The organism is Leptolyngbya sp. FACHB-1624, from assembly GCF_047649235.1.
Taxonomy (GTDB): domain Bacteria; phylum Cyanobacteriota; class Cyanobacteriia; order Leptolyngbyales; family Leptolyngbyaceae; genus Leptolyngbya; species Leptolyngbya boryana.
The window spans coordinates 4,063,033-4,088,027 of record NZ_CP180258.1 but is presented as its reverse complement, the minus strand read 5'-3'; the positions used below and the strand labels follow the sequence as shown (position 1 = coordinate 4,088,027).

General features: G+C 46.3%; 30 protein-coding genes, 2 pseudogenes and 3 CRISPR repeat arrays. Of the genes and pseudogenes, 18 read left to right on the top strand and 14 right to left on the bottom strand.

Features of this window, described 5'->3' with window-relative positions; translation table 11 throughout:
- Positions 1–6 precede the first annotated feature (6 nt).
- The 4 genes from ACMUEV_RS19305 to ACMUEV_RS19290 form a co-directional block, all read right to left on the bottom strand.
- Positions 7–1,047 carry a type III-B CRISPR module-associated Cmr3 family protein gene (locus ACMUEV_RS19305; protein ID WP_190650817.1) on the bottom strand — a complete coding sequence of 347 codons (1,041 nt, stop codon included), beginning with the start codon at positions 1,045–1,047 and terminating at the stop codon, positions 7–9.
- Positions 1,035–2,582, bottom strand: a complete 1,548-nt coding sequence (locus ACMUEV_RS19300; RefSeq protein WP_190650815.1) for a Cas10/Cmr2 second palm domain-containing protein — start codon at positions 2,580–2,582, stop codon at positions 1,035–1,037. The genes ACMUEV_RS19305 and ACMUEV_RS19300 overlap by 13 nt, the downstream gene beginning before the upstream one ends.
- Positions 2,583–3,140: 558 nt before the next feature.
- Positions 3,141–4,136: direct repeats of the CRISPR family, unit length 35 nt; unit sequence GTTGCCGATCTTCTGCGATCGGATTTGTTGGAAAC.
- A gap of 120 nt (positions 4,137–4,256) precedes the next feature.
- Positions 4,257–4,972: direct repeats of the CRISPR family, unit length 35 nt; unit sequence GTTGCCGATCTTCTGCGATCGGATTTGTTGGAAAC.
- Between the two features lie 118 nt (positions 4,973–5,090).
- A CRISPR array of direct repeats spans positions 5,091–5,492; the repeat unit is 35 nt; unit sequence GTTGCCGATCTTCTGCGATCGGATTTGTTGGAAAC.
- 21 nt (positions 5,493–5,513) lie between these two features.
- Complete coding sequence (locus ACMUEV_RS19295; RefSeq protein ID WP_415354640.1) at positions 5,514–5,657, bottom strand: hypothetical protein; 144 nt, start codon at positions 5,655–5,657, stop codon at positions 5,514–5,516.
- A 237-nt stretch (positions 5,658–5,894) separates the two neighbouring features.
- Positions 5,895–6,062 (bottom strand): hypothetical protein, encoded by a 168-nt coding sequence (locus ACMUEV_RS19290; RefSeq protein ID WP_415354639.1) that lies wholly within the window; start codon positions 6,060–6,062, stop codon positions 5,895–5,897.
- A 350-nt stretch (positions 6,063–6,412) separates the two neighbouring features.
- Here ACMUEV_RS19290 and ACMUEV_RS19285 point away from each other — a divergent pair, with 350 nt between their 5' ends.
- From ACMUEV_RS19285 to ACMUEV_RS19255, 7 genes are all read left to right on the top strand, one after another.
- Complete coding sequence (locus tag ACMUEV_RS19285; RefSeq protein ID WP_190650811.1) at positions 6,413–6,787, top strand: GIY-YIG nuclease family protein; 375 nt, start codon at positions 6,413–6,415, stop codon at positions 6,785–6,787.
- Between the two features lie 5 nt (positions 6,788–6,792).
- Positions 6,793–7,053, top strand: coding sequence for a hypothetical protein (locus tag ACMUEV_RS19280; RefSeq protein ID WP_190650809.1), 261 nt, complete (start codon positions 6,793–6,795; stop codon positions 7,051–7,053).
- A gap of 103 nt (positions 7,054–7,156) precedes the next feature.
- A complete protein-coding gene (locus ACMUEV_RS19275; RefSeq protein ID WP_190650808.1) occupies positions 7,157–7,894 on the top strand; it encodes a hypothetical protein in 738 nt (245 codons plus the stop codon).
- Between the two features lie 562 nt (positions 7,895–8,456).
- Positions 8,457–8,948, top strand: coding sequence for a nucleoside deaminase (locus ACMUEV_RS19270; RefSeq protein WP_242044381.1), 492 nt, complete (start codon positions 8,457–8,459; stop codon positions 8,946–8,948).
- Positions 8,949–9,151: 203 nt separating this feature from the next.
- Positions 9,152–10,384 carry an amidohydrolase family protein gene (locus ACMUEV_RS19265; RefSeq protein ID WP_190650806.1) on the top strand — a complete coding sequence of 411 codons (1,233 nt, stop codon included), beginning with the start codon at positions 9,152–9,154 and terminating at the stop codon, positions 10,382–10,384.
- A gap of 122 nt (positions 10,385–10,506) precedes the next feature.
- On the top strand, positions 10,507–11,694 hold the full coding sequence (locus ACMUEV_RS19260; protein WP_190650804.1) for a BMP family ABC transporter substrate-binding protein: 1,188 nt from the start codon (positions 10,507–10,509) through the stop codon (positions 11,692–11,694).
- A 56-nt stretch (positions 11,695–11,750) separates the two neighbouring features.
- The gene (locus ACMUEV_RS19255; RefSeq protein ID WP_036045643.1) at positions 11,751–12,182 is read left to right on the top strand and encodes a GlcG/HbpS family heme-binding protein; all 432 of its coding nucleotides are present in this window, start codon (positions 11,751–11,753) and stop codon (positions 12,180–12,182) included.
- 218 nt (positions 12,183–12,400) lie between these two features.
- Here the strand turns inward: ACMUEV_RS19255 and ACMUEV_RS19250 are convergent, their stop codons facing one another.
- The 6 genes and pseudogenes from ACMUEV_RS19250 to ACMUEV_RS19225 form a co-directional block, all read right to left on the bottom strand.
- Positions 12,401–12,838 carry a squalene/phytoene synthase family protein gene (locus ACMUEV_RS19250; protein WP_190650802.1) on the bottom strand — a complete coding sequence of 146 codons (438 nt, stop codon included), beginning with the start codon at positions 12,836–12,838 and terminating at the stop codon, positions 12,401–12,403.
- Between the two features lie 68 nt (positions 12,839–12,906).
- A complete protein-coding gene (locus ACMUEV_RS19245) occupies positions 12,907–13,065 on the bottom strand; it encodes a hypothetical protein (RefSeq protein ID WP_017287495.1) in 159 nt (52 codons plus the stop codon).
- A 6-nt stretch (positions 13,066–13,071) separates the two neighbouring features.
- A pseudogene (locus ACMUEV_RS19240) lies at positions 13,072–13,368 on the bottom strand (fasciclin domain-containing protein); the annotation flags it as partial.
- A gap of 12 nt (positions 13,369–13,380) precedes the next feature.
- Entirely contained in the window at positions 13,381–13,611 is a 231-nt protein-coding gene (locus ACMUEV_RS19235) for a hypothetical protein (protein ID WP_242044378.1), read from the bottom strand.
- A 37-nt stretch (positions 13,612–13,648) separates the two neighbouring features.
- Positions 13,649–14,098, bottom strand: coding sequence for a DUF2141 domain-containing protein (locus ACMUEV_RS19230; protein ID WP_190650800.1), 450 nt, complete (start codon positions 14,096–14,098; stop codon positions 13,649–13,651).
- Between the two features lie 55 nt (positions 14,099–14,153).
- A pseudogene (locus tag ACMUEV_RS19225) lies at positions 14,154–14,642 on the bottom strand (ATP-binding cassette domain-containing protein); the annotation flags it as partial.
- A gap of 102 nt (positions 14,643–14,744) precedes the next feature.
- Between ACMUEV_RS19225 and ACMUEV_RS19220 the strand changes: the two are divergent.
- The 8 genes from ACMUEV_RS19220 to ACMUEV_RS19185 all read left to right on the top strand — a co-directional run bounded on the left by ACMUEV_RS19220 (position 14,745) and on the right by ACMUEV_RS19185 (position 19,425).
- Positions 14,745–15,410, top strand: coding sequence for a sensor histidine kinase (locus ACMUEV_RS19220; RefSeq protein WP_353736676.1), 666 nt, complete (start codon positions 14,745–14,747; stop codon positions 15,408–15,410).
- Positions 15,407–16,033, top strand: coding sequence for a response regulator (locus tag ACMUEV_RS19215; protein WP_190650796.1), 627 nt, complete (start codon positions 15,407–15,409; stop codon positions 16,031–16,033). Before ACMUEV_RS19220 ends, ACMUEV_RS19215 begins: the two co-directional genes overlap by 4 nt.
- A complete protein-coding gene (locus ACMUEV_RS19210) occupies positions 16,009–16,233 on the top strand; it encodes a metal-dependent hydrolase (RefSeq protein WP_190650794.1) in 225 nt (74 codons plus the stop codon). Before ACMUEV_RS19215 ends, ACMUEV_RS19210 begins: the two co-directional genes overlap by 25 nt.
- Positions 16,234–16,998: 765 nt before the next feature.
- A complete protein-coding gene (locus ACMUEV_RS19205) occupies positions 16,999–17,343 on the top strand; it encodes a hypothetical protein (protein WP_190650792.1) in 345 nt (114 codons plus the stop codon).
- A gap of 3 nt (positions 17,344–17,346) precedes the next feature.
- Complete coding sequence (locus tag ACMUEV_RS19200) at positions 17,347–17,406, top strand: excalibur calcium-binding domain-containing protein (protein ID WP_190650901.1); 60 nt, start codon at positions 17,347–17,349, stop codon at positions 17,404–17,406.
- 229 nt (positions 17,407–17,635) lie between these two features.
- Complete coding sequence (locus ACMUEV_RS19195) at positions 17,636–18,184, top strand: hypothetical protein (protein ID WP_190650790.1); 549 nt, start codon at positions 17,636–17,638, stop codon at positions 18,182–18,184.
- A 149-nt stretch (positions 18,185–18,333) separates the two neighbouring features.
- Positions 18,334–18,837 (top strand): hypothetical protein, encoded by a 504-nt coding sequence (locus ACMUEV_RS19190; RefSeq protein ID WP_415354638.1) that lies wholly within the window; start codon positions 18,334–18,336, stop codon positions 18,835–18,837.
- Between the two features lie 384 nt (positions 18,838–19,221).
- A complete protein-coding gene (locus tag ACMUEV_RS19185; protein WP_415354637.1) occupies positions 19,222–19,425 on the top strand; it encodes a hypothetical protein in 204 nt (67 codons plus the stop codon).
- 127 nt (positions 19,426–19,552) lie between these two features.
- On the opposite strand, the gene ACMUEV_RS19180 is transcribed toward ACMUEV_RS19185, so the two are convergent.
- Positions 19,553–19,771 carry a hypothetical protein gene (locus ACMUEV_RS19180; RefSeq protein WP_415354636.1) on the bottom strand — a complete coding sequence of 73 codons (219 nt, stop codon included), beginning with the start codon at positions 19,769–19,771 and terminating at the stop codon, positions 19,553–19,555.
- Positions 19,772–20,083: 312 nt separating this feature from the next.
- On the opposite strand from ACMUEV_RS19180, the gene ACMUEV_RS19175 reads away from it, so the two are divergent.
- Together ACMUEV_RS19175 and ACMUEV_RS19170 are read left to right on the top strand one after the other, a co-directional pair.
- Positions 20,084–20,233: a hypothetical protein gene (locus ACMUEV_RS19175; protein ID WP_415354635.1), complete on the top strand. Its 150-nt coding sequence runs from the start codon at positions 20,084–20,086 to the stop codon at positions 20,231–20,233.
- 296 nt (positions 20,234–20,529) lie between these two features.
- Positions 20,530–21,003, top strand: coding sequence for a Panacea domain-containing protein (locus ACMUEV_RS19170; RefSeq protein WP_415354634.1), 474 nt, complete (start codon positions 20,530–20,532; stop codon positions 21,001–21,003).
- Positions 21,004–21,507: 504 nt separating this feature from the next.
- Here the strand turns inward: ACMUEV_RS19170 and ACMUEV_RS19165 are convergent.
- A complete protein-coding gene (locus ACMUEV_RS19165) occupies positions 21,508–21,945 on the bottom strand; it encodes a hypothetical protein (RefSeq protein WP_415354633.1) in 438 nt (145 codons plus the stop codon).
- Between the two features lie 153 nt (positions 21,946–22,098).
- Complete coding sequence (locus ACMUEV_RS19160) at positions 22,099–22,245, bottom strand: hypothetical protein (protein WP_415354632.1); 147 nt, start codon at positions 22,243–22,245, stop codon at positions 22,099–22,101.
- A 397-nt stretch (positions 22,246–22,642) separates the two neighbouring features.
- Between ACMUEV_RS19160 and ACMUEV_RS19155 the strand changes: the two genes are divergently transcribed.
- Positions 22,643–23,455 (top strand): hypothetical protein, encoded by an 813-nt coding sequence (locus ACMUEV_RS19155; protein ID WP_415354631.1) that lies wholly within the window; start codon positions 22,643–22,645, stop codon positions 23,453–23,455.
- A gap of 30 nt (positions 23,456–23,485) precedes the next feature.
- On the opposite strand, the gene ACMUEV_RS19150 is transcribed toward ACMUEV_RS19155, so the two are convergent.
- On the bottom strand, positions 23,486–24,073 hold the full coding sequence (locus tag ACMUEV_RS19150) for a Uma2 family endonuclease (protein WP_415354630.1): 588 nt from the start codon (positions 24,071–24,073) through the stop codon (positions 23,486–23,488).
- Positions 24,074–24,995 lie beyond the last annotated feature (922 nt).

The following is a 24,995-nucleotide window of genomic DNA, read 5'->3' as shown; positions in this document are numbered from 1 at the left end:
GAAAAATTATGCGATCGACAAAGGCAGAGCTAACCCACACCCCCATCGTTTGAGTGAAACGCCTTCTTTGGGAAACCAATCTAGCTCCCAATCCTGCCAAGCTGATAATTCATGCGATAAGACATACACACTTCCGGCGGGAACTGCATATCGTCCGCGAGATAAAAGCTTCGGCTGATGAGGTTGATGAACATCTTGATTGTTTTCATCTTTGCGATTGCCAAAGCGATATCGAAACGGAGTCGGTCGCTCGGTCAACAAGGCTTTAACGTCCCAAATTTGCTGATCTTTGTCTTGCAATGAAAGCGGCTGACGATAAGAAAGTCGATTCGACCCCCAAACCGCAGAAGTAATCAAAGCAAAGCTCGACCCAACAGGCTGACGCAGCATTTCAAGGGTTTCAGCAGCGATCGACAAACATCGGACAGAAACTAAATGCCCTTCCCCTCCAAATCGATACCATCCATCCTCGATCGCTGTATTCGACAAGTAAACTAAGCAAGCTTCAGGGTGCATCTGAATCGCATTTTCCAGAAACAAACTGCCTTGCTCTTCATCGACTGCAACTCGCCGCTCATCTTGGCGTAATCGAGGATGCAAATGGGGTAGATATTCCCAGGGGTTGCTATGGGTCTGAGTCGGATTTTTCCAATCTTGTATTGCGATCCAAGTATCGCGATCGACTTTATTTACGGTCTTTTCTGAATGCCACTGATCGCCCTTGTGAACTAAGCGATCGACAATTTCTCCTTGCTGTACCAGATAGTTAAACGGTGTTGGAACATAGAAGTTTTGCGGGTTTTCGCTCCATGCCCAAAATGCTCCTGCAAGTTGGAGATCTTGGAGATGATTTGGGCGATCGCTGTAATGTGCAGCTAATAAGCCTGATAATGTTGCAGCACTGGGCGGAAATTGAGTGCCTGAGCGTCCGACTAAGTTCTCAGGTGAGAGAAAGCGACCCGTACTACCGTAGAGTAAGCCCAAAGGCTCGATCGCAATTAGATACTGAAACGCAGGCAAAGTCTTTGGCTGGCTCAACTGTTGCATAGATGAAATCCTACTTTCGCAAGGTTAGTGATCCAGAGATTGAATCCATCAGGATTTGAGGGGTTGTGTGATAGCCGCAGTTTTTCAACTACATCTTGAGGAAAGTAGACGGCTAGTAACGAGAATGCAACCTCGGTTTGTTCTCCCTGAAAGGCATGGCGAGATTCGAGAATTGCAACGTCATTGTAGAAGTGTGTCCAGTTGGCTTGCTTGCCTTGGATGCCATTACGATCGCGATATCCCGTTAACAATGGTTCTAGTAACCACCAAGGACAGACCCACTCTAAATGAGTGCCACTGTTAAACAAGATTCTCAATGCAATGCGATCGCGTCCGTTCTGTTTTGCCGATTTTTCTGCTTCTCGACAATGCTGCAATACATCTCGCTGTGGCACATTCGGAGCCGCCCAAACAAATCCGATACTGGCTGTAATCGGGTATCCATGACTGTTCCAAATGGTTGGGAATGTGTAAAGCCATTGCAGAGATTCCCAAGCAGTGAGGGCTGGATCAGGTTCGTTTCGGTACAGTACACCCAGAAAATCATCTCCGCCTGCATAGATAATCCGCCCATCTCGAATGCGAGTAGACGGAAGCTGATCTTTGAGTGAGGTTCCCCAGGTTCGCATGGCTGCACTGAAGTTGTGCTGTTCCAATTCTGTGAGCGTTCTTAGATAATCACTGACTCGATCGCCATCTCCGAGAAACCATCCTGTCCAGCGTTTTGCTTCTGCTCGATCAACATCTTCAGGTGTTTGATCTTTCCAGCGATTCAATCGTTGAAATGAGCCAGGTGTTTCGATGTTCGGGAGTGCTTGTGCTATCGCATCCACTGTGACTAAGCGTTTGATCAATTCTGGAACGCTGAGTTGTTCGCGTTCATCAATGATCGATTCGCCCCAACATTGACTTAACTGTTGATAAAACTGTTTAATTTTGTCGTCAATCTCTCGAATGTTGCGCTGTTTGGGGTTGCTAATTTCATTCATTCCGGGATACGCGATCGTATCGGCTCCGGATAGGGTTGAGCTTTCTCCACTCCAGTTGATGCCTGTCCAATTGCGCGATCGCTTTTTTTCAAATAGATTGCGACGTGCTGTTTCGGGAGTGTCTCCAGTGGCGTGAAAGAATTCCCAGGCGTGGCTTTCCCAGAGTGACCATTCGCGTTTCCAGTAGCGATAATCGAAGCCTTTGAGCCTTTGTTCGATCGCGCTTCGGCAGAGTTTTGCGATCGCGCTCCAAGCTTTGTCAAATTCGGTTTTGGCAAGGTCGAGGGGGAGATGTCCGGCGATTAGGATGAGGTTGGGTGTGCCTTGGGTGACATCGATGAGAGCGGGGGAGATGACGGGATAGCCAGAATAGGGAGGATCGGAGGTTGGGAGATGGGTTCTGGCGGTGTCGCAAAGGGCGTTGGCGAGGTAGGAGAGGATGAAGGAGCTTCCGTAGAGGTCGCGAAGTTTGCGGGATTTTTCGATGAAGCCTTGGACGGGGGCAAAGGTGATCGCGGTATAGATTGTTTTGGTTTCGATGCTCATGAGATCGCGAGACTTGGGCGAACTATCTTTTATCGCTTCACTTGTGAGGATCAGGAATCCGGATCAGCTTTGTCATAATACTCGTATTTTTTTATTCATAGATACTTAGGTTAAATGGATGTATCAAAATCTGGAAAGTATCGATGAAACTCCGGAAAGTGTGCATGAATTTTTTGAAAGTGTGCAGGTGTGATTGAGCAGCGCCTATATAAATTTTGAAACGGTGGACGTTGCTCTATGCAACATGGACGAAATTTTTGAAAGTGTGCATGAAAATTTTGAAGGGATGCACGTCTGACAGATTTTCGTCCATCTAAAACCGGAAACGATGGACGTATGCGGGTGAAGAACCATAGAGAAGCCCAATTTCCACGGAGGTCGATCGATCTCTGAAAGTGCCATTCTTTCGTTGACCTCCGTGGATCGTCTATGTGGCAAGGATTTCAGCGCTTGAAACTCCATTCTATTCTCAGGAAGGAAGTTGTTATTGATAGTGAAAATGACCTGCGTGGATTTGCCCTCTGAAACGCTTTCTGTGTAATACTTCTGGAGAGATAAGTTGCCGAACTTCTGCGATCGGATTTGTTGGAAACACGAGAACGAAAAGTACAAAGTTTTTCAACTCGCTGTGGTTGCCGATCATCTGCGATCGGATTTGTTGGAAACTGAGCGATACCTCACCGCCGAGCCAGCTCCCTACGCCGTTGCCGATCTTCTGCGATCGGATTTGTTGGAAACTCAATCAGCCCTACAACATATGTTGGGTATAAAAAACTTGTTGCCGATCATCTGCGATCGGATTTGTTGGAAACTCACTTTGGGGGTGACTTTCCGAGTTTTCCGTTGTCTGCGGTTGCCGATCTTCTGCGATCGGATTTGTTGGAAACTGGACAAGTTGTTGCTTGTTTTCTGCTGTCATGCTGAGGTTGCCGATCTTCTGCGATCGGATTTGTTGGAAACTTCATCATGATTTGTCGAGCGGTGTCATTCTTTTTCGAGTTGCCGATCTTCTGCGATCGGATTTGTTGGAAACACTGCTCATCTAAAACAATCCATCCCACGCACCGACAGTTGCCGATCTTCTGCGATCGGATTTGTTGGAAACTCACAAAATTCAATCAATTCCCTATATTCTTGCTGGGTAAGAGGTTGCCGATCATCTGCGATCGGATTTGTTGGAAACTGTGCTGCGTCAATCACCATTGTTCGTCCTTTTGTTTGGCGTTGCCGATCTTCTGCGATCGGATTTGTTGGAAACTCGTATAACCTGCCACAAACAACAAAGCCAGAATTGTTTCTGGCTGCCGATCATCTGCGATCGGATTTGTTGGAAACCACAGCTAATAACAGTATCGAAGTTCCAATAATTCGTTGCCGATCATCTGCGATCGGATTTGTTGGAAACTTGATTGCCTTAGAATTGTCAGCAGGCTTTTGACGCTGCGCTGTTGCCGATCTTCTGCGATCGGATTTGTTGGAAACGGGTTCGTAATGGTATTGCTGATGCTTCCCGTAGAAAGTTGCCGATCTTCTGCGATCGGATTTGTTGGAAACATCAGAGCCTGAGCCTGTTCGTTAGACAGTCCAAGTTGATTCAACGTTGCCGATTGACGTGCGATCGGATTTGTTGGAAACGGTTTGCCGAATTGACCCAACACTGCATCGAATGAACGCGGTTGCCGATCTTCTGCGATCGGATTTGTTGGAAACTGAGCAATCGGTGAACCCGTTGCGTCACCAGTGCTGCAAGTGTTGCCGATCTTCTGCGATCGGATTTGTTGGAAACCTTATAGGAGACAATATGATACACACGATATCTGGAGCATAAGTTGCCGATCTTCTGCGATCGGATTTGTTGGAAACTTTCCACAGTTTGCTCCCTGCCGTGTTGCCACTGCAAGAATGTTGCCGATCTTCTGCGATCGGATTTGTTGGAAACACCTCACATTTCTGAATGGAGACTTCAATCTTCCATCCTGTTGCCGATCTTCTGCGATCGGATTTGTTGGAAACCCCTGAATGATGATTTCATCATTCGTTTGAGTTACAGAAGCGTTGCCGATCTTCTGCGATCGGATTTGTTGGAAACTGATATACAACGCGCTGCAAGTTGGGGTCGTAATATGACACTCGGTTGCCGATCTTCTGCGATCGGATTTGTTGGAAACAGAACAACCAGAGCGGATGCGACCTTGTTCCCGTTCAGGTTGCCGATCATCTGCGATCGGATTTGTTGGAAACCCTTGATCAGGAGTGAGACCAGCTTTTGAAAAATAGCCAGTTGCCGATCTTCTGCGATCGGATTTGTTGGAAACTCAACTTCTGTCCGATTTCCACCAGTGTTGACCGTTGCACGTTACCGATCATCTGCGATCGGATTTGTTGGAAACCCAATGTTTGTCACACGAGAGCGAGATGCAGCTGGGGCTGAGGTTGCCGATCGACCTGCGATCGGATTTGTTGGAAACTCCCAATGCTTAGCAACTTTCTGGCGGTTCTCCTCTTGAGAGTTGCCGATCTTCTGCGATCGGATTTGTTGGAAACAGTGATCTGGATGGTTTCCCGCCCGAACTCAAACTCCGGTTGCCGATCTTCTGCGATCGGATTTGTTGGAAACCAAGACTTCCATCAGGGTTATGATAACCATGCAAGTGAGTTGCCGATCTTCTGCGATCGGATTTGTTGGAAACCTAGCAAAGACTTGCTTGCCACGCTTTCCAACTTCCTGTTGCCGATCTTCTGCGATCGGATTTGTTGGAAACGATAACGCTGATTGTTGTTGCTGAACTTCTTCGAGCTGCGGTTGCCGATCATCTGCGATCGGATTTGTTGGAAACTGCGCTCCAACGATGTTGAATACGTTGAAATCACCTCTGTTGCCGATCATCTGCGATCGGATTTGTTGGAAACCCATGATTATTCACCGCAGTGTTAGGAGCGGTCTGCGAAAGTTGCCGATCGACCTGCGATCGGATTTGTTGGAAACGGGGTTGACTCTGCGCTTGCCTCAATCTTTCCTGCACGTTGCCGATCTTCTGCGATCGGATTTGTTGGAAACGATAAATCGCCTACCACATCAAATGTGAAGGTTTGTTGTTGCCGATCGCAGGTCGATCGGATTTGTTGGAAACGTTACCACTCGGAAAGTGCGACCTGCCCTTCCTGGCACTGGCTGCCGATCTTCTGTGATCGGATTTGTTGGAAACAAACCAAAAGCACCAGCAGCGAAAGAAGCCAGAACGACGTGTTGCCGATCGATCTGTGATCGGATTTGTTGGAAGCTCCACTTGTTCAGCAGATGCACACTGTCCTTCAGTTTCGAGTTGCCGATCGACCTGCGATCGGATTTGTTGGAAACGCTGTAATACCGAGCAGAACCGTTACTACGTCAGTGACAAAGTTACCGATCGCAAGTCGATCGGATTTGTTGGAAACTGAATCTCCCAGTTCTCCGGGTCGAAGTAAGCGTTCTACTTGCAATGTTTTGAAATTCTCCTCAAAGCTCGATCGATAACGGTCGGGCTTTTTTTTTGAAAAGCGCGATCTCGCCTCAATTCACAGCCCGTAAAGATGAAACCTCGATCGACAATTTCTCGATCGCCACAGCAACATCAACTTAGACGAACTCGCATGAAACGCTCATTCGTTGATTCAGGCGTTCTGATCTCTGCGGCACGAGGAAACAGCGATCGCACAAAAAGAGTTTTGCCACCCTTAGTGAAAATCAACAGGTCTTCCTTTCCAGCATCTTCATCCTTTTTGAGCGATCGCATTTTACTGCAAGAATCAATAAATAGTCTTTCTATAGATGAGCATATCTCTGAGACGAAATGAGCGATCACACCGAGTTGATTCAACAAGAAGCAATCAGGATTCTTCAGATTCTCATTGACACTCCATTTGACGAATGCTGCCCATTATCCAAAGACTATGCAGATCTCCCCAATCGGCTTGGAATTTATGCAGTCAAACATCGCAAAGAAGGAATCTTATACATTGGCAAAGCAGCCAACATTCGGACTCGATTTACAGGCGGTCACAAAGCAATCTCTTGGGCATATATTGAACGAATTGATCCAGACGACATTCGGATCTGTACGGTAGTTTTATCGAACGAATGGAGACGATCACAATTAGAACTTGAAACCCTAATGATTCAGACACTCAAACCACGCTATAACATTAGAATCCGCGCTGAAGAGTGAAACCAATGCAAACAACAGACATTGCTGCCCTCAAAAGCATTCTCAATCACTTACCAACAAATATTCGTGAAGCATTAGAGACTTACGCCCAAGAGACAGATCTGCCGATCGAGTTTGTAATTGAAATGGCGATCGCATCTTTCTTAGATATCGATGCTGTTACCTTTTCGGATTGTCGAATCGAATCCCCAGGACGATTGCGCGAACAAGTTGAAACCCTCCAAATTCAATTAGCTGCTGCCAAAGGGCAACTTCCCCAACCATAAAGTCACCATTCGCGACAAAGCAGCAACAAATCGAAGAGAAGCCACTACGATGAAACATATTATTTCTTGACCGTCCCATCATTTCATTTAGGCTGACCCGCTCATGTATTGGCACTCCTTCTGGCTCACACTCGCCCAAGCCACCCCAAAACCAACCTCCGTCGATTCCGCCACGATCGAACTCCTCACCCGCCAACTGCAATTTCTCCAAGATGCCAATACCCGCCTCAGCACCAGCTTCACAACCTTTGTCACAGTCGTTGGCTTCCTAATTGCAGGAGTCGTCGGCATCAGCTTCTGGCTCTTCAAAACCACACTCAAAGACGCACGCCAAGAACTCAAGCAACTCGTCCAAGGAGTCATCACCCGCGAAATCGAAACCACCATCGGCAAACGAGTCACCTATCTCGAACAAATCCTCGATCGCGAACGACTCCTAGAAGAAATCACCGTTCACTACATCACCCTAAAAGCCCCCAATGACATCCCCATCGAATACGAATTCCTCCGCGATCGCTTCCCCCGCATCGTCCTCAAACCATTCGACAATCCCATCTTTCACAACGCCAACGTCATCGTCTTAGACCTGATCAACAATCCCACCGGAAAAGTACTTCCCGACGACAACATCCGACAGATATTCAAAGAACTCCTCGACAACCTCGATCGCCAAAGAACCGCGATCGTCATCTACTATCGCGGTGAAAGAGGACAATCCGCCGCAATCAGCGAACTCGATCCCAATCTCTACACCATCCCTGCAAATAGTAGAATCTCCCTAATCGGAAGCACAATTAACGCAGCATACATCGCGGATACTTTACGTCGTAAAAGAGCTTAACAGGACTCCAGAATTGATTTAGATGGAATGCGTCAGCAAGATTTCACCGAGAGTTGGGAGGACTGAAAGGCGCACCTCAACGGCATGAGGCTGTAAAAAGAGATCGAGAAATAAATTGGTTATGTATTGATTGAGTTTCTACATTATCGAAGCTTGTATCGCTGGAATAACACATAGGTCGCACAACACTGATCTGAAAATTCTTAACAATCTAAGAAAAACGTGAAGAACGACATTAATCGGCGAATAGGAAAGAATCTGAATTGAGTGACATTAATTCACGAAAACTAGCAAAAATCGGCGAATTAGTCCGAAACCGACATTAATTTGCGAACCGCAACATTTAATGTAATGTGCGAATGTACACTCCTCACCATATTGAACCATTGAACTTCGGAATCGCGATCGACAACCTAGCGCAAATTCAGCGATCGAGTTTTAATAAAAGTGTCTTGCTCTTCCATTCGGTTGCCCGAATGGAAACCAGTATAAGCATAATGGGCGAATCTCATCTTATTCTGGGCACTTCGATAGGAATTCTGATGAATTGTTACTTAAGCGAATGATGATGAACGATACCGAATTGCAACATTTACGTCGCTGTGTAGAACTAGCAGCCGAGGCACTAGAGCTAGGCAATCATCCGTTTGGCTCTGTCCTTGTTGCTGCCGATGGAACCGTTCTTGCCGAGGATTACAACCGCGTGGCATCTGGCGACCAAACCCGCCACCCTGAGTTCGCGTTAGCACGATGGGCAGCGACAAACATGACTCCTGAAGAACGAGCTACAGCGACCGTCTTTACTTCCGGTGAACACTGCCCAATGTGTTCGGCGGCACATGGATGGGTGGGTCTGGGTCGCATTGTGTATGCAAGCTCCTCGGAGCAGTTGGCAACCTGGCTTGCTGAGCTAGGGGTTCCTCCCCTTCCCGTACGTTCCCTACCGATCCAGGAAGTCGTCCCGGATGTGGTCGTGGAGGGTCCGGTTCCCGAACTTGCAGTGCAAGTACACAATTTGCACCGCCGCTTCTATCGCTCATCCCCAACGGAGTGACGTTGTGTGATAGCTACAGTGTCAATGGCTTCACTGAACGCTAAAAGTTAGAAGAGATAGGCTTTATAGTCTTAATGACACTCATGCGTCACCATGACAAATAAAAAATTACTGTACATTTGGCTAAAGCGGCAATTCATGGGCTGGAAGTAGCGCTCAGTGATACGGAAAAGGCAACCCGGTAATTAACAGGAACAGAGCCAATGGTCGATTTGCGAATCGTGAATGCTTGTTTGCCAGAGCAAGAGGGACTTTGGGAGATCGCAATCACAGACGGAATCATTACCGAGATCGATCGTGCAGTCCAGGGAAACACAATTCTAGATGCCCAAGAGCAATTAGTGATTCCAGGCTTAGTCGATGCTCATATCCACCTCGATAAAGTCTTTCTGCTCGATCGCACTCCTGCTGTAGAAGGTACCTTTCACGAGGCAATGCGAGAAACCCTAAAAGCAAAGCAGGCTTTTACCGTTGCAGACATTCAAGCCAGAGCGCGACGGGCACTCTGGCAAGCGATTTCCTGGGGGATAACCCTGATGCGATCTCATGTCGAAGTGGATCAAGTCATTGGATTGACCGGAATGGAAGCTCTGCTACCCTTGCGACAGGAATTTGCCTGGGGAATTACACTCCAACTGGCTGTGTTTGCTCAAGAAGGCATCACGAATCAACCCCATCTTCCGAAACTTTTGCGTGAGGCAGTCGCTTTAGGAGCAGATGTGATTGGCTCTGCTCCTTACGTCGATCCAGACCCAGAGCAGAATGTGCGGATCGTGTTTGACATTGCTCAGGAGTTTGATTGTGATGTCGATTTTCACCTTGATTTTCTCGATGATGACTTGCCGTTGATGCTGCCGTTTGTGATTGCAGAAACTCAACGGCGAGGATGGCAAGGACGAGTGTGTTTGGGGCATATGACCAAACTCGCGAACTTACCCCCTGAAGAACTCTTGGAGCTTGCTCGATCGATACGTTTAGCGGGAATTTCGCTGCTCGCTTTGCCTGCATCTGACTTGTATATGATGGCGCGAAAAGATACGCATCAAGTCCGACGCGGCGTGGCTCCGATTCACACCTTGGCAACCTCCGGCGTGACGGTTGGTGTGGCAACGAACAATGTACAAAATCTCTTTACCCCCTTCGGAGATGGAGATGTACTAAAGATTTGTACATTGCTGGCGCAGGTGCTGCATTTAGGGACTGCAAGCCAGCAGGCACAATGTTTAGCGATGGCGACAACTGAGGCTGCCGCAGCGATCGGAGAACTCAATCACAGCATTACACCGGGTCATCTTGCCGATCTGGTGATCTTGAATGCTCATTCTGTCACTGAAGCGATCGCGGCTGCTCCGCTTGAACGAACGGTGATTAAGCGTGGGCGTATTGTCGCTCAGCGCAAATGTGAATCCCAGTTTTGGACTTCCAAATCTGTTTGATTGCTTATCTAGTGAAAATGGCAGCGTCTCTATGCTTCTTTTAAGAAGATGAAATAGAAACCGACGATACAGCATTCCACATTGTTTAGAGGTAAGAGATTAATCATCTAAAAAACAATTACATGAGCAATCGATCTTACCGAATTATGAATCGCCGCACAGTCATTCGGGGTCTGCTAGCTGCTGGAGCATTTGGTGCAAGTTCTCGCTTATGGATAGGATGCACACCCACCTCGAATATAGCTACGAATCCGAATCCTACACCCAGTTCTAAACCCCTTGAGATCGGATTCATTTATGTCGGACCCAAAGATGATTATGGCTATAACCAGTCCCATGCTGAGGGCAAAGCAACTGTCGATAAACTGAGTGGAGTCAAAATTGTTGAGGAAGCGAGCGTTCCTGAGACGACGGCAGCCGAAGAAACGATGACAAACATGATTAAGCAGGATGGGGCGACGGTTTTATTTCCAACCTCATATGGATACTTCAATCCTCACAGCTTAAAGATTGCTCGTGAGTTCCCAGAAGTTCAACTTTTTCATCCAAATCAACCTTACAAGGATGAATATCCTAAGAATGTCGGTTCCTACTTCAGCGACTTAGTTGAACCTGCTTATCTGGCAGGGATTGTAGCAGCATTGACTTCTAAGACTGGTAAGCTTGGCTTCATCATTCCAAAACCTATTCCTGTCGTTTTACGGGAGGCGAATAGCTTCGCACTAGGAGCGCAAAGTGTTAAACCGAACATTGTAGTTCAGGCAATTGTAACAGGCGACTGGTCATTGCCTGTCAAAGAAGCTGAAGCTGCAAATAGCCTGCTCGATCAGGGGGCAGACGTACTGACCGGTCGAGTTGATAACATGAAAGTCATCATTACTACTGCTGAAAAACGAGGTGCGTTTTCCTCTGGCTACCATATCAATCAGGCAAGTTTAGCACCCAAAGGGTATTTAACAGGCGTGGAGTGGAATTGGGGCAAGATTTACAGCACTTATGTTGAGATGGTTAAAGCTGGCAAAACCTTGATGAATGGCGGGATTCCTCATGTTGTTGCAGGCGGACTGAAAGAGGACTTCTGTAAGCTTTCCCCGTTTGGTGCATCTGTGAGTGCTGAAGCGCAAAACGCAGTGGAAGCTGCCAAAGCGAAGCTTCTTGATGGAAGTTTGGCGATTTTTAAGGGGGAACTGAAAGACAATAAAGGAAATGTTGTGATCCCATCTGGAAAGACGTATAGCTTGCAAGATCCTCAGTTGCAGAAAATGGATTGGTTAGTGGAAGGCATATTAGGAGATGCAGGGACAAAATAGGTGTTGATTGAGGCTATTCTAGACAAGTTCTCTTCATGCCTTATGGGAGTTTTGGAATGTATGTAAATCGAGTTTTGGACTTGTCTGTTCAGGGGGCAAAGGTGCTGTTGCAAGCAGCGATCGCAAAAGCTGAAGCGATGGGTGTGCCTCAATGTATTGCCATTGTCGATCGAGGGGGCAATTTGATGGTGTTTGAGCGGATGGAGGGGGCTAAACTTCATAGCCAATTTTCTGCGATTCAAAAGGCTTATACGGCAGTTTCGGCAAAGGTTTCTACAGGGCAATTACCAACTGACTTAGCAGTGGGAATTGCCTTGGCATCGGGAAATCGGTTTGCCACAATTGCAGGAGGTTTACCGATCGAGATTCATGGCGAGGTGATTGGTGGTATTGGCATTGGTTCTGGCACAGATGAGCAGGATATTGAAGTTGCTGAAGCAGCAATTGAGGCTTTGAAAGCAGCGATCTCATCTGAAGCAGGTAGTTAAAAAGAATTGAGCAACGATAAATTTACGAATCGTCTAGTTTTTAGCCACAAACTTCTTAACCATTCTCTAAGAACTGAGGCAGCACTAGAAGTTTTTTGTGGATGAAACTCAGATATAGTTCGATATCTCTATTTCAGTAGTAAACACTCTACATTACCTATAGGGCACCTCGAAAAATTAGATTAAGCCCAGAGCCAACTAGGAAAAAGGGTGTCAGGCTAGAAGCAGGGATACTGGGAGGATAGTACTGATGAGACAGGGGTTCGGGAAAGACAAAATCGAACAGCGTTAGGCGAAGTTGGAACAGAAGAAAGACTTGCTGGTGCGTTTAGGGGAAGAGATTGAATGGGAGAGCTTTCGGGCGAGTTTGGAAACAGTGCATGAGAAGCCGCGAAAAAGCAAGGCGTATTGAATAGAGTTGGTTGCGTCCCGATGACTGCAAGCGACATCAACCCCACTGTCCCCGAAACTCGGCAGCAAGAGTCATACAAGCTGGCAAAGGTTTCATAACGATTCTGACGGAGATCCATTCGCTGACCTTCGAGCGGTTCGCGAAAGGGATGGATGTCGATCTCCAATCGTTCGATGCTATCTGTTAAGGCTGCATCGTAATCGTCCTGTGGCTGACCCGCAACGCTTCGAGCCGTCTTTCCCATCTGTCTAATGTCAGCAAGGTGGTAGCAGCAGATACAACCCCATCCACTAGTTCATCCGTGCGCCGACACTAAGCGTAGATTGCCCAGATTGCTTGGCGTTTAAATTGCGGCAGCAGTTGGCTACTGAGATAAAACGTGGTCGAATTCACGCAAGTGAGTTGACGACAGCGATCGTAAGCATCAGCAATATCAGACGGTGCGTTTTCGGCAAAAGTAAGTTGCAGCATAGAAGATTAGAGATCAGGGGGCAGAATCACACGATCGATGACATGAATGACACCGTTACTTGCTTTCACATCCGCAGAAATGACCGTTGCATCGTTGACCCTAACCTGATTATTTGCCACCTGAACATTCACCGGACTCCCTTCCACTGATTTCACCTGACCAGAGCGCAGGTTCTTTGACTCTAATGCTCCTGGAACCACATGATAGGTCAGTACTTTTCTCAGTGCTGCACGATTTTCGGGCTTCAACAACTGTTCGAGCGTTCCTGGAAGCAATGCAGCAAAGGCTTCGTTAGTCGGAGCAAAAACTGTTAACTAAGTCTGCTCAGACAGCGTTTTAACCAGTCCTGCGGCTTTGACTGCCTCAACCAGCGTACTGAAGTTTGGATTCGAGGCGGCAATATCAACGATCGTTTGGGGCTGACGAGCGGAAGCTTGAACGGATGTAGACTTTGACGCAGACGGACAAGTCTGAGCAGGGAAGCTGAGGGCAAAGCTTGAGAGAACGATCGCGAAACCAATAATATTGAGCTTTGAGCAGTTCATAACACAGTAAATCCTTGTAGATAACAGCGAAAGATTTTTACAGCAAATATCTCAGAGCGATCTGAATCTTGGTGCTTTCTCCAGCGACGAGAAAGGCAGTGTCTCTGAAACTCGGCGCACGGGTTCCAATTCTCGGATTGCGCGAAAAGCCAAACCCTTCTCTGGGAATGCCGAGAAAACCAGTGTTGAGCTTGCCATCGTCGTTAGAGTCATGAATAACAGCAACGGCATATCGTCCCGGTGGCAGTTGATCAAAGGTAGCTGTCGCTTCTTTAGCATCAATACAGCGAGAGGCAATGGCGCGATCGCTTTGATTTGGAAAGCCTTGTTCACTCGAAAACAAACTCAGACACAGCGTTCCATTCTGGTTTCTCAAGCCGCTAACCTCAACAGTAAGACGGCTATTAGAGACGGCATCCGCAGGTAATGTCATCATCTGTACTCCTAAGATTGATACGATCGCTAAACTGATCGATTGTCCGTTCATGTCTTTCTCCTGGTAGAATCTCCGTGAACTTGCTTCAGAAACTATTTCGGCATCCTTAGTCTTTTTGAATTAAGTAACCGTCTTCCATCTCGATAATTCGGTCAGCAATATCAAGAATGCGATTGTCGTGCGTAATAAGCAAAATTGTGCAGCCTTGCTCTTGAGCAAGCCGTTGCATCAGTTCGACCACATCGCGTCCTGATTTCTTATCGAGTGCAGCCGTGGGTTCATCTGCGAGAATAATCTTAGGATTCGCTACGAGCGCGCGGGCAATGGCGACCCGCTGCTTCTGCCCGCCAGAGAGACTATCTGGATAGTAAGTGGTGCGCTCTCCTAGTCCAACCGTCTCCAGCATTTGTTGTGCTTTCTGCTGGCGATCGCGCCAAGGAATCTGGGGATGTAACTCCAGCGTCATCTCTACATTCTCTTGAGCCGTTAAGCTATTGAGTAGATTGTGTGCTTGAAAAATGTAGCCAATTTGCCGTCTTGCCTGAACTAACTGCGATCGTGTTGCTCCACACAGTTCTTGATCCATCGCCTTCAGCAATCAATTCCGCTTGATCCACTCGGTCTGAATCTCAGCAACCCCATTCGATTTATCATCTTTACGCTTGCCATCTACACGGCTGCCAGTTTCTTCACGGTCATGCTCAGCCAGATGATTGTGGTGCAACAGAAAAGCGATCAGAAGATCGAAGAACTGACCGAACAAGTTGAATCTTTAGCCGCTACCCTAGAGCGAACCCGGATTGCACGAGAAATTCATGACTCGCTCGGACATACCTTAACCGATTTAGATACCCAGCTTGCGGTTGCTCAAACCCTACGATCGCACAATCTCGATCAATCGTTTCAAGCTGTCGATACCGCAAAACGATTAGCGCGACAGTGCATCGAGGATGTGAGTCAAGCTCTCGATCGAATGCGTCAATCTGACTTCGATCTGAATCACGCCTTGGTTGCGCTCCTCGAACAACTCAGACAAACTTCAACGGTTCAAGTGCAATGGAAAGTAAACTTGCCGCATCTCCCTGTTTATCAGAGCTATCAAGTGTACTGCATTGTAAAAGAAGGATTGATGAATGTTCAGAAACATGCCCAAGCAACTCACGTTTACTTTTCTGCCGATCAAACACCAGCAGGTCTAATGCTCAATCTCAAAGATGATGGAATTGGATTTGATGCAACAACACTCAAGCCAGGATTTGGACTTCAGGGTATGATCGAGCGAGTTCAACTGTTGCGCGGACAGTTCGAGTTACAAACCGCACCTACTCAAGGGACTCAAATCTCGATCATACTGCCGCTATGATTCGTCTATTGCTTGTCGATGACCAGGAAATTTTCCGGCAAGGACTCGCGACCATGCTTTCAGTCGAAGCAGATCTGGAAATTGCGGGTCATGCAGCCAATGGACAAGAAGCGATCGAGGCAGCAAAGCATTTACAACCCGATGTGATTCTGATGGATGTGCGAATGCCCGTTTGTGATGGCGTACAAGCTACCCAAGAAATTCATCAGTACTATCCGTGGATTCGGATTTTAGTCCTCACCACCTTCGATGACGATGAGTACATTCTGCGATCGCTTCAAGTCGGGGCACTCGGATATCTCTTGAAGCGGACTCCTGCCCCTGAAATTGCGACTGCAATCCGATCGGTCGCTCAAGGATATAGCCAACTTGGACCGACGATTGCACCCAAAGCTTTTTCTCAACTGAAACCACCGTCCTCGAACTGCCATCTCGACGAATTAAGCAAACGTGAAATTGAAGTATTGAAACGAGTAGGTGAGGGGAAGAACAATCAAGAGATTGCACAGGAGCTTTTCCTCAGCGAAGGAACCGTCAAAAATCATGTGACTCAAATTTTGAGCAAGTTAGGAATGCGCGATCGAGTAGCAGCAGCACTGTGGGCGCAGCGGAATTTGATCTAAGGATATCGGAAGTTTCTCTACATCACAAAATTTTGGCAGAAGCCGATCCACGGATGAAAGCGTTGTGGGAATGGCATGCCGCTAAAGAACTCGAATACAAAAGCGTTGCCTTCGAGCTGTTCCAACCCATCAGATTTAGAATATTGCCCGAATTGCAAAGGCTGCTAAAAACTAAAAAAGGTATTCATAGCTTTTTATAGAAGCTACTGCCTTTAAAGGCTGTGAATACGCCCTTAATATTGCACTCCCGCTATTCATTACAAACAGCTTTAGAGATGATTTAGGGACGCTCCCAAGCTTGATCGCTGAAAGGTATGGAGCTAAGGGGATTCGAACCCCTGACCCCTTCAATGCCATTGAGCATAGTCTTTTCTCATAATCTAGATATAGGTTGCATTCCGGAATTTGCAATAACAACAATACCAATATCGAACCAATCAGATTACACCCAAAATAAAAACTGTTTTATAAGAAATAGGTGGTAACGGTGGTAACAGTAACCCAAAGTGCCGACGAGTTAACACTTTTGAGTGTTACCACCTTGAAAATTGAGGTGGTAACAGGTGGTAACAGGTGTACTCATGGTAGGTCAGCCTAGGTGGCTAAAAGTCAGTAATTACAGTATTTTCAGCGCTGTTACCACCTCAAAAATAAGGTGTTACCACCTCGATTGCCGAACTCTTTCCCTGGGAAACCTAACCCATCCCCTCTCCCTAATGGCAATGGAAGAGATCTCGGCATGGCTGATTCTGGCGATAATGCTTGGGCTAGTGGCTTGGGGATTTTGGGCAGAGTGATGCGATTGACGATCAATTGAAGGGTGCGATCGTGCTGAATTGTTCTACGTAAGCAAAGATTCCATAAATTATCAGGATGTGTCGCAGAACGCTCGTAAAGTGGAGCGTTTTTTCAGTGCCAAAGGTAATTACACACTGACGATTAAAAGTTAATTGAGGAGAGTAGTTATGGATGAGGTTGTGCGTAAAATTGCTGCTCTAGGTCTTCCAGGAGTTGTTCTTTTAGTAACAATGGCTTCAACTGGTTTGACTGGAGCCGCCGCTATCACCGCAGCTTTAGCGGCTTTAGGTCCAGCCGGGATATTAGGTGGTATTGCCTTTTTAGGGGTAGTTGGTGTTGCCAGTGAGGCTCTGTCAAAGTTTGGGCTTGAGTCACTCTTAAGCGGAGTGTATTTAGAACGCAAACACCAGGGAGCTTCTACCGAGCAGCTTCATCGTGAGATTAATCAACTCTGGGTCTCTGATGACCTCAAGCGACTTCTGAAAGAAGTAGTCATTCGTGGTTATCGCTAAGCTTTGCATCCATTCCGTCTTGATAGAGATAAGGACGGGCAAGCCTGCGAGAGGTTGCCCTAATAGATTTGAGTGTGATCGCTTACAGATCGTTTGGGAATCCTGAGATTAATCTATTTGTCAGTTCACGCATCCATCCCGTCACTCTGGCGGGATCTTTTGTTTGGAGATGAGAGCGTCAATTTGAGAACTGGCGCTCCCTAGTTATAAAGACTCGACAAAGTTTACGGCTGAGATTATCCCTGTTAGTAGTATGGAGTGCTTCATTTGACGATCCCGCTACGAGGTAACGATGAGTACTTGCTTTGGTTATGCGTTGTTTTCTGATAGTGACGATGAACACTTCATCGGATCTGTCATCAAAGGGCTTCGGCAAAAGTGTTCAGTAGTCTGGCAAGATCATCAAGGTGACAAAACGTTTCAGGGTGCTATTCAGCTTGCTGCCTACATCATGGCTCACCAGATAGATGAACTCTGGCTAATTGCTTCAGATCGAATCCCCACAGAAGAAGTGGTTCTCAGCCTGACTGACGAATTTGTTGAAGATGCTTTCAGGTCAACGTTTGAGATATGGAAAGGGCAATTTAGATATGGTGGATATATTCCTCTTTGCTTCAGGGACGAGAAGTCTGGGGATTCAGAAGAGTTAATCGAGCTACAAAAATCTTTTAGAAACGCATTAAAGTCACTTTTCACAGCAAATTCAGTCAACCTTCCCGAAATGATTGCGTTTGAAAAAGACAGTGGGAATTTGGCAGTCCATTATCTTTATTCACCAATCTCAACTGAGCCTGACATATCTCAGGGAATCCGTGCAATCTCTTACTTGAGACAAAGTTAATGATGTTAACGAATAAGCACGATCGCGCTGCCAAAATAAAAAGCCGTCCCATTCGAGCAGACGGCAGCCAGTTCATAGAACGATCGTACTGTAGCCAGAAATGCGCCTGTATTATAGGAGTTGTAGTCTCGCTGTAGTATTTTCGTTCTATGCCTGGGCAGCGTCATCCTGATCAACGTGAAAAAGATTTAGTCGAGCTTGCGCGGCGGTACTTGCAGGGAGAAACGCAGACTGCGATCGCTGAGGTTCTAGGTGTGTCTCAGCAACAGATTAGCGACGATCTCAAGCTGATTCGGAAGCGCTGGCGTGAGTCTGCCTTGCGTGACTTCGACGAGGCGATCGCGCAGGAGCTTGCCAAGATTGATTTGGTTGAATCCGAGTATTGGCAACAATGGGAGAAGTCGAAGCTTCCCAAGCGAACCAAGCGCAATGAAGACGGCATGACTGAGAAAGGCGCGATCGTAAAAGAAGTGACGATCGAGGAAAACAAGTGCGGCGATCCGAGATACCTGGATGGCGTTATGCGCTGCATTGAACGGCGTTGTGCATTACTTGGACTCGATTCTGAACTCAAGTATCAGGACTTATCGATCGCTATTGGTCGGGTGATTCAAGCAGGCTATGTGGTTCAGACTCAAGCGATCGCGGCATAGGAAATTGTGAGCAGAGTTTATTCTGTCCCGATCGCGCAGTTTTTCCCAATCTGAAAAGTAGGGGGGGTGGAATGTAAAACCCGTCCCACCAAATCGATCTTCAAAACAGCTATAAGTCTTACAGGTTATTGATTTTCAGTCCCACAAACTAATCTTTACAAAGCGTGGAGATTACCGTTACAGAATGGAGCAGACGATCTGACATACCATTAGTTACCCCTCAAAAAGGAGCGCGATCGTGGATAAAGACGAGTCTGGTACAGTCGGTAAGAAAAAACTTTCCCGTGAAACATCCCAGATCATCATGAAGCTGGTTGCTATACATGAGAGTCTGTTGAAACAGAGCCAGGAATCAGAATCTGAGATGAAAGAGGAGCGCGATCGATGACACCAACCGAACCATTGCTTTTAGTCGCGATCGCGCGCAGCAAACGGCAATACAAATTGCACAAAGAACTTGAATCGCTTGCTGCGATTTATATTGCAGGAGAAGATGTAAGAGAACAGATGCAATCAGTATTGGATGGGCTTAACTCGATCCATGAGATTAATGCTAGTAATCTAGATGATTTTCTCCCGCTTGATTAGAAAGTCGATCGCGGCTGCCTGATCTGGATGTTTAAATCTGCATCAAAACTGTCGCATCCAAAGGTACAAACGTACCGGAGATTTTTTAGAAGCACCTTGCAGGGCATTCTCGCAGGAGCAATTTCGCCTAATCTGGGCTGAGAACCTTTGCGATCGCATATGCCCCTCTGCAAAGCTCGATCGGTAGGGTAATATTCCAAGCAACGATGCGATCGCCCGACTTCGATTCAATCACCTGCGCTTTTCCCCGCGATCGCTTGATGATTTGATTTGCCACACCAGCGCGATCGGTAAACAGTCTCACTTCATTCTGTTCGTAGTCGTAACAAATGGTTGTCTCTGCCATTTTGATTTAGTCTCAGATAGGACATGCATTGATGCTCATCTCATTATCTCAACTGCGACTTGAGACGAGAAAAATCATAAGTCTCGCTGATAAGCATAAATGCTCTCCCTGGTATACTCGCTTTTATTCTCCAAATCCAAACTTAATCAATATTTAGTCCAAAAAGTCCTTTTTTAGTCCAGTGTTTCTGCAACGAGAAATATAATCTTTGCCTAAAAAGGCTTTCAGGCTCTAGAAAATAACTGAACTTCTGCCTTTATAGCAGCATTCCCAGTAATCAGTCCAGCTTTTTGGGCTTTCCTGATTGGGTAAATGCAGACACAGCAAGGCTTTCAGCGATCGGGACTACAAAATAGGTTTGGACTAGACGCGATCGCGCTTGGTCCAGAGCTTGCGCGATCGGTTTTATCGGCTCAACTTATCAATGGTCACACTAAATCGAAGCGATTCCGAGTTGGATAGAAAGGAACGCGATGCCAATCCGATTGCATTCCTTTTGTTAAAGCGCGATCACCCATTCGTCCAAGCAGGGGTATGTAGCTCATGAAATCGCGCAAATTAGCGAACATTACGGCATTACAAACGTGAGCAACTGTATAGAGTAATTTGCCAAGAAGAAACCTGCTCGCTTTTCTTCTTAGAGTGCAAGATTAGGGTGTCACAAATCAATACACAAGTGTACTAACATGCACCTTTTTTGGGAACGAAATTGCGTATGCTTATAAAACGTATGGAGAAACTTAAGCAGGAGGTTAATTATGCCTACTTGTTTTGACGTAGCAGAATATTTTATTTGTCTAGCGAACAATACAGGCTCATTTGTCAGTAACCTTAAGCTTCAAAAACTTGTCTACTATGCCCAGGCATGGCATTTGGCACTCAATGGAGAGCCTCTTTTTGATGAGGATTTTGAGGCATGGGTGCATGGACCTGTCATTCCCTCTCTGTACCATGAGTTTAAGCGCTTTGGATGGTCGCCTATTCGCAAGGACGTTGATAAAGGGCAGCTTAGCGTAACTCTCAATAATGCTTTAGATTTTTTAGAAGAAGTGTCTAGCGAGTATTTTGCTTGTGATGGTTATGAGCTTGAGCGAATGACTCATGTAGAGGAGCCTTGGCTTCGCGCCCGTGGGGGAATACCGATGGATGTGCCTTCTAATGCAATCATCGAGAAAAACTGGATGAAGGAGTACTACGGATCTCGTGTCGAATCAGAAGAAACAGCGTTTTAGTAAAACACAAATTCCACGCGATTCTTCATCCAGGATTAAACCTACAAAACTCTCTCCTCCCTCTGGAATAAGTTTCTCGTACAAATATTTTCAACTAAATCACGATCGATTCTCAGTTGTCGGTCGTGATTCAGCATATTTGATGATTTTGCTTGAAAGGTTACGTGATTTGTCTAGCTGGAACTCCTTAGACTTAAAACAAAACGGGAGCAAGTCTCTTCGATGCCACCCAATTGCTTGGGAGGATACTTGCGAGCTTTCTTTTGGTATTCCAAATGAGGATCAGTTAATTGATAAACCCTATCAGTTTTCACTGTCCTCGAACGAGCATGGTCGTGTACACGGATTCTTCATAGAAGAAATCTTTTACGTTGTTTGGTTAGACCCTGATCACAATCTTTATCAGTAGAAACTAGTCACAAGCGCGATCGTGCTTAATTGAGGACAGAGCATAATAGAGAACTGCTTGGTGTAATCAACCGTGAGTTATTCAAATCGATATCGTTATCTTTTGCGCTTATCAAAGAATTCTTTAACATGATCGCACGCCTGCTTGTCCCCTGAACTTCTGCACAATGCGTCGTTGTATTTGAAAAGGGAGAATTCACTTTCATCTGCCATTCTGCGGAATTCACCACCCTGATCAGTATTGGCAATCGTAATAATCTGAATCGCACCGATACCAAGTGAGAGAATCGCGATAGCTCCAAGAATGCCTTTCGTAATTGTCCAAGAAGTTATGCTTGTCCCCTCTTTCTGTGGCTTGGGTATAGCACCCTGGTTCTCCTCAATAAAAGGCTTGCATTTATCGAGATTCACAGTCAAAACCTCTTGGGAGTCCGTGAGAAAAACGCGAATCGCGTTGCCGTTTTGATAAAACTCTCTGATGCGCTCGGGATTGACTTGTATAACCTGCGCGATAACGTCTCTAGTGATGGTCATAGTTATTAGCTGAAGAAACGCTCCATCTTACGGGTATTTTCTTTTACATCCTTAAGCTTCATTGAATCTTCTTAACCGATTTGAACTTGATCTCAAGAAAACAGCGATCGCATTCTTTCGAGAGCGCGATCGCTGTCCTGTTTAGAAGAATTTTTAGAGTGATCTTTGAAACTCGTATCCACCGCCCACTGCCGGACGTGCGAGCAGTCCCGTGACCTGGCTAACCAATTTCTCAACAGGCAAGCCGAAGCGATCGGCATCTTCTGTAGAAGCCGTGCTTAGGTCAACCTGGTTGAGCAATTACGATTCGTTTCGTCCAACCGCGATCAATAGATCCTCCATGCAGTATTTTTTGCTCAAACTATAAAGTATCTTCAAATACTCAGTGTCTTATTTAAAGACTTATTCGTTTTTCAATAGGAAATCTTCCCTAATTACATACTTTAGGGGGTTCAGCGTTCTTATCAATAAACATATGAGTATTCTCCGCTACTTTCGATCAAAGTATTTATCGTTATTTCTACTTGCCATCTTCTTATCAGATGTTTCCGAGCCAGTATTTGCGCGTGGGAGATCGGGTGGGCGCAGTAGTTATTCAGGGCGGAGCAGTTATTCAAGCGGTAGATCTAGCGGGCGGAGTAGGTATTCAGGCGGTAGAGTCCGTGTCAGGGGTTACTTTCGTAAAGATGGTACTTATGTGTCTCCTCACTATCGCTCAGCACCAGGGAGTGGGGTCTATACAGCACCTAACCCCAGCGTAAGAGGATCTTTCATTCCTTACGATTCGCCCTATGTCAATCCATTAGAATCACCCTCATCTCCTGACAGTAGCGAATCGTTTACATCAGAAGATGTTGAACCGATCCAAGCCCCTGAAATTCAAGCCCCTGAAATCCAGACACCTGAAATTCAGTATCCGCAGACATCACCACTTACACCCGATAGTGATGCAGAGCCACAAATGGCTGAAACTCAGACTCCACAGGCATCATTTACGCCCGATAGTGATGCAGAGTCACACACCCCTGAGTTTCAATTCCCACGATCATCATGTGGTGATTCTTCCATCGGTGAAGGCAGGGCGTGGTATCCCGTGTTTATTGATAATGGCGACTTGAGTAAAATCCGCTCTCAATATTGTCAAGATGCAATAAAAACAATGCGAACAAACACCAACACTCCTTCGGTTCAAATTGCGAGTTTCACAGATCGTGACAAAGCATTACGATTTGCTCAAGTAGTTGGTGGTTCAGTGGGACAGTCAACACCATCCAAGGAATTTGAAAGACAGGCGCAAATCGATAATTCCAACTCTGCTTCTCAAAATATAGAGTCACAGCGCGATCAGAACTCAAGAGTGACCGATTCAGACAAAATTGCAGCACAGCCACAAAATAATCAAGTCTCCACTGTCTCTAATGACAACGGTTCAGTCGTCTTGTCAGGGTTGGCTTTGTCATTGGGATGTTTGTTTTTTGGGTACAAGCGTTTACGTAAAAACAAAGTTTGATGTCTCGTCAAATTTCTTTCTTAGGACGGCTCAACCTGCATTTAGAACTTGCTCAGCCGTCAATTGCAGATTGGGAAATGTGGGAGAGACGATCGCATCAGTCCCTCGAAACTCTCGAACTCGATAAGTCTCACTGCTGAGAGAGAGCACTGCCACAACTGCGCGGCTCGGATCGACGCGCCAAAACTCAGGAATTCCCCGCGCTGCATATTCTTTTGGCTTATCGACATAATCGCGATCGTAGTTATCAGTTCCAGGTTCACCGGGCGAAACGACTTCGATAACCAGCGAGGGTGCTGGCATGTCGGTCTTGATGATGTCGCTGCTGGCTCCTTCTAGTGCATTGGCGCATTCAGGGGAAAGCACAACGAAATCAGGTTCCCGTGCCGTTACTTTGCGACTCGTGATGACAATTTGAGTTTTGAGGGAAAGCTGATCGGTCGGCACTCCCAGCTTGAGAAATTCTGCAAGCAGAAATATGGCAATTCGACGGTTGAGCGGTCTTTCTGGAGGCATTTCGATCAATTCTCCGTCAACCAACTCATAGCGGGTGTCTGTCCCATCGTCATAGTCAAGATATTCCTCGATCGTGTTAAATCGTGTTTTCGCTTGGGTCATGACGATTCACCTCGCTTTGTCCTGTCTCAAGATTAGTCCGAATTTTCGAGAATTTAGCGATCTTCGTCAGTTTCAGCAGAAGCGAGATCTCAACCATGAATCCTCTCGCTCTAGCTGAATCATCCATTCCTTCGTGTCTTCTTCAGTGTCGAATCTAGTTCTGAAATTTTAGTGTTTAAGCGATTTAGAACTAATTCTAAAGCTTGTGTCTCAGTATTCAAATGGAATCAGCGAGATCGCTCTCCTGCTCAGATTTTTTCGGTTTCTTACCTGCATTAGGGCGTTTCCCCCCTCGTGATTCTGGCAGTGGTTCAGCATCTAAAGGGAGCAACCCCGCTGATTTTGCATAGGTAAAAAGAATTGACTCACATAGCGAATTGAAACTGATACCGCTATCCTCTGCCTTCTTGCGTAGCGCATCCAGGATTCGATCGTCTAATCGTAGTTTTGTATCTTTCCTGGGCATCTCGAACACAAACATGATTTCACCTCTATTAAACAATGTGCGTTCACTATAGCATTCAAAAAGTACCGTTTTTGATTAAGTATACTTATATCAAAAAGTACCGTTTTTGAAACGTGAATCTGCCTGTATCGTTTAGTTTAAGTCCAATTTCTGTCGAGTTTTTTGATTAAGTAATCCTCATATCAAATACGGTACAGTTTGAAAAGAATCAAGTTATATTGAATTCAAGCGAGGGGAGAGACAACCCCAAGCCGGGGGTGAAAGTCCCTCACGGAGGGTTCGCTCAACGGATGCCCCTCGTAGACAGAAAGACTTCAATAAGTCCGGGGTGACTGGTAAAGGACTCTAAAGCGGGATTGCAACCGCCACGAACACAACCACAAGAAAAGATTTCAGCGATCGCGCTTCTGTATTGAGAAGCCGATCCGCTGGATTCTCCAGCCTCAAACACTACAT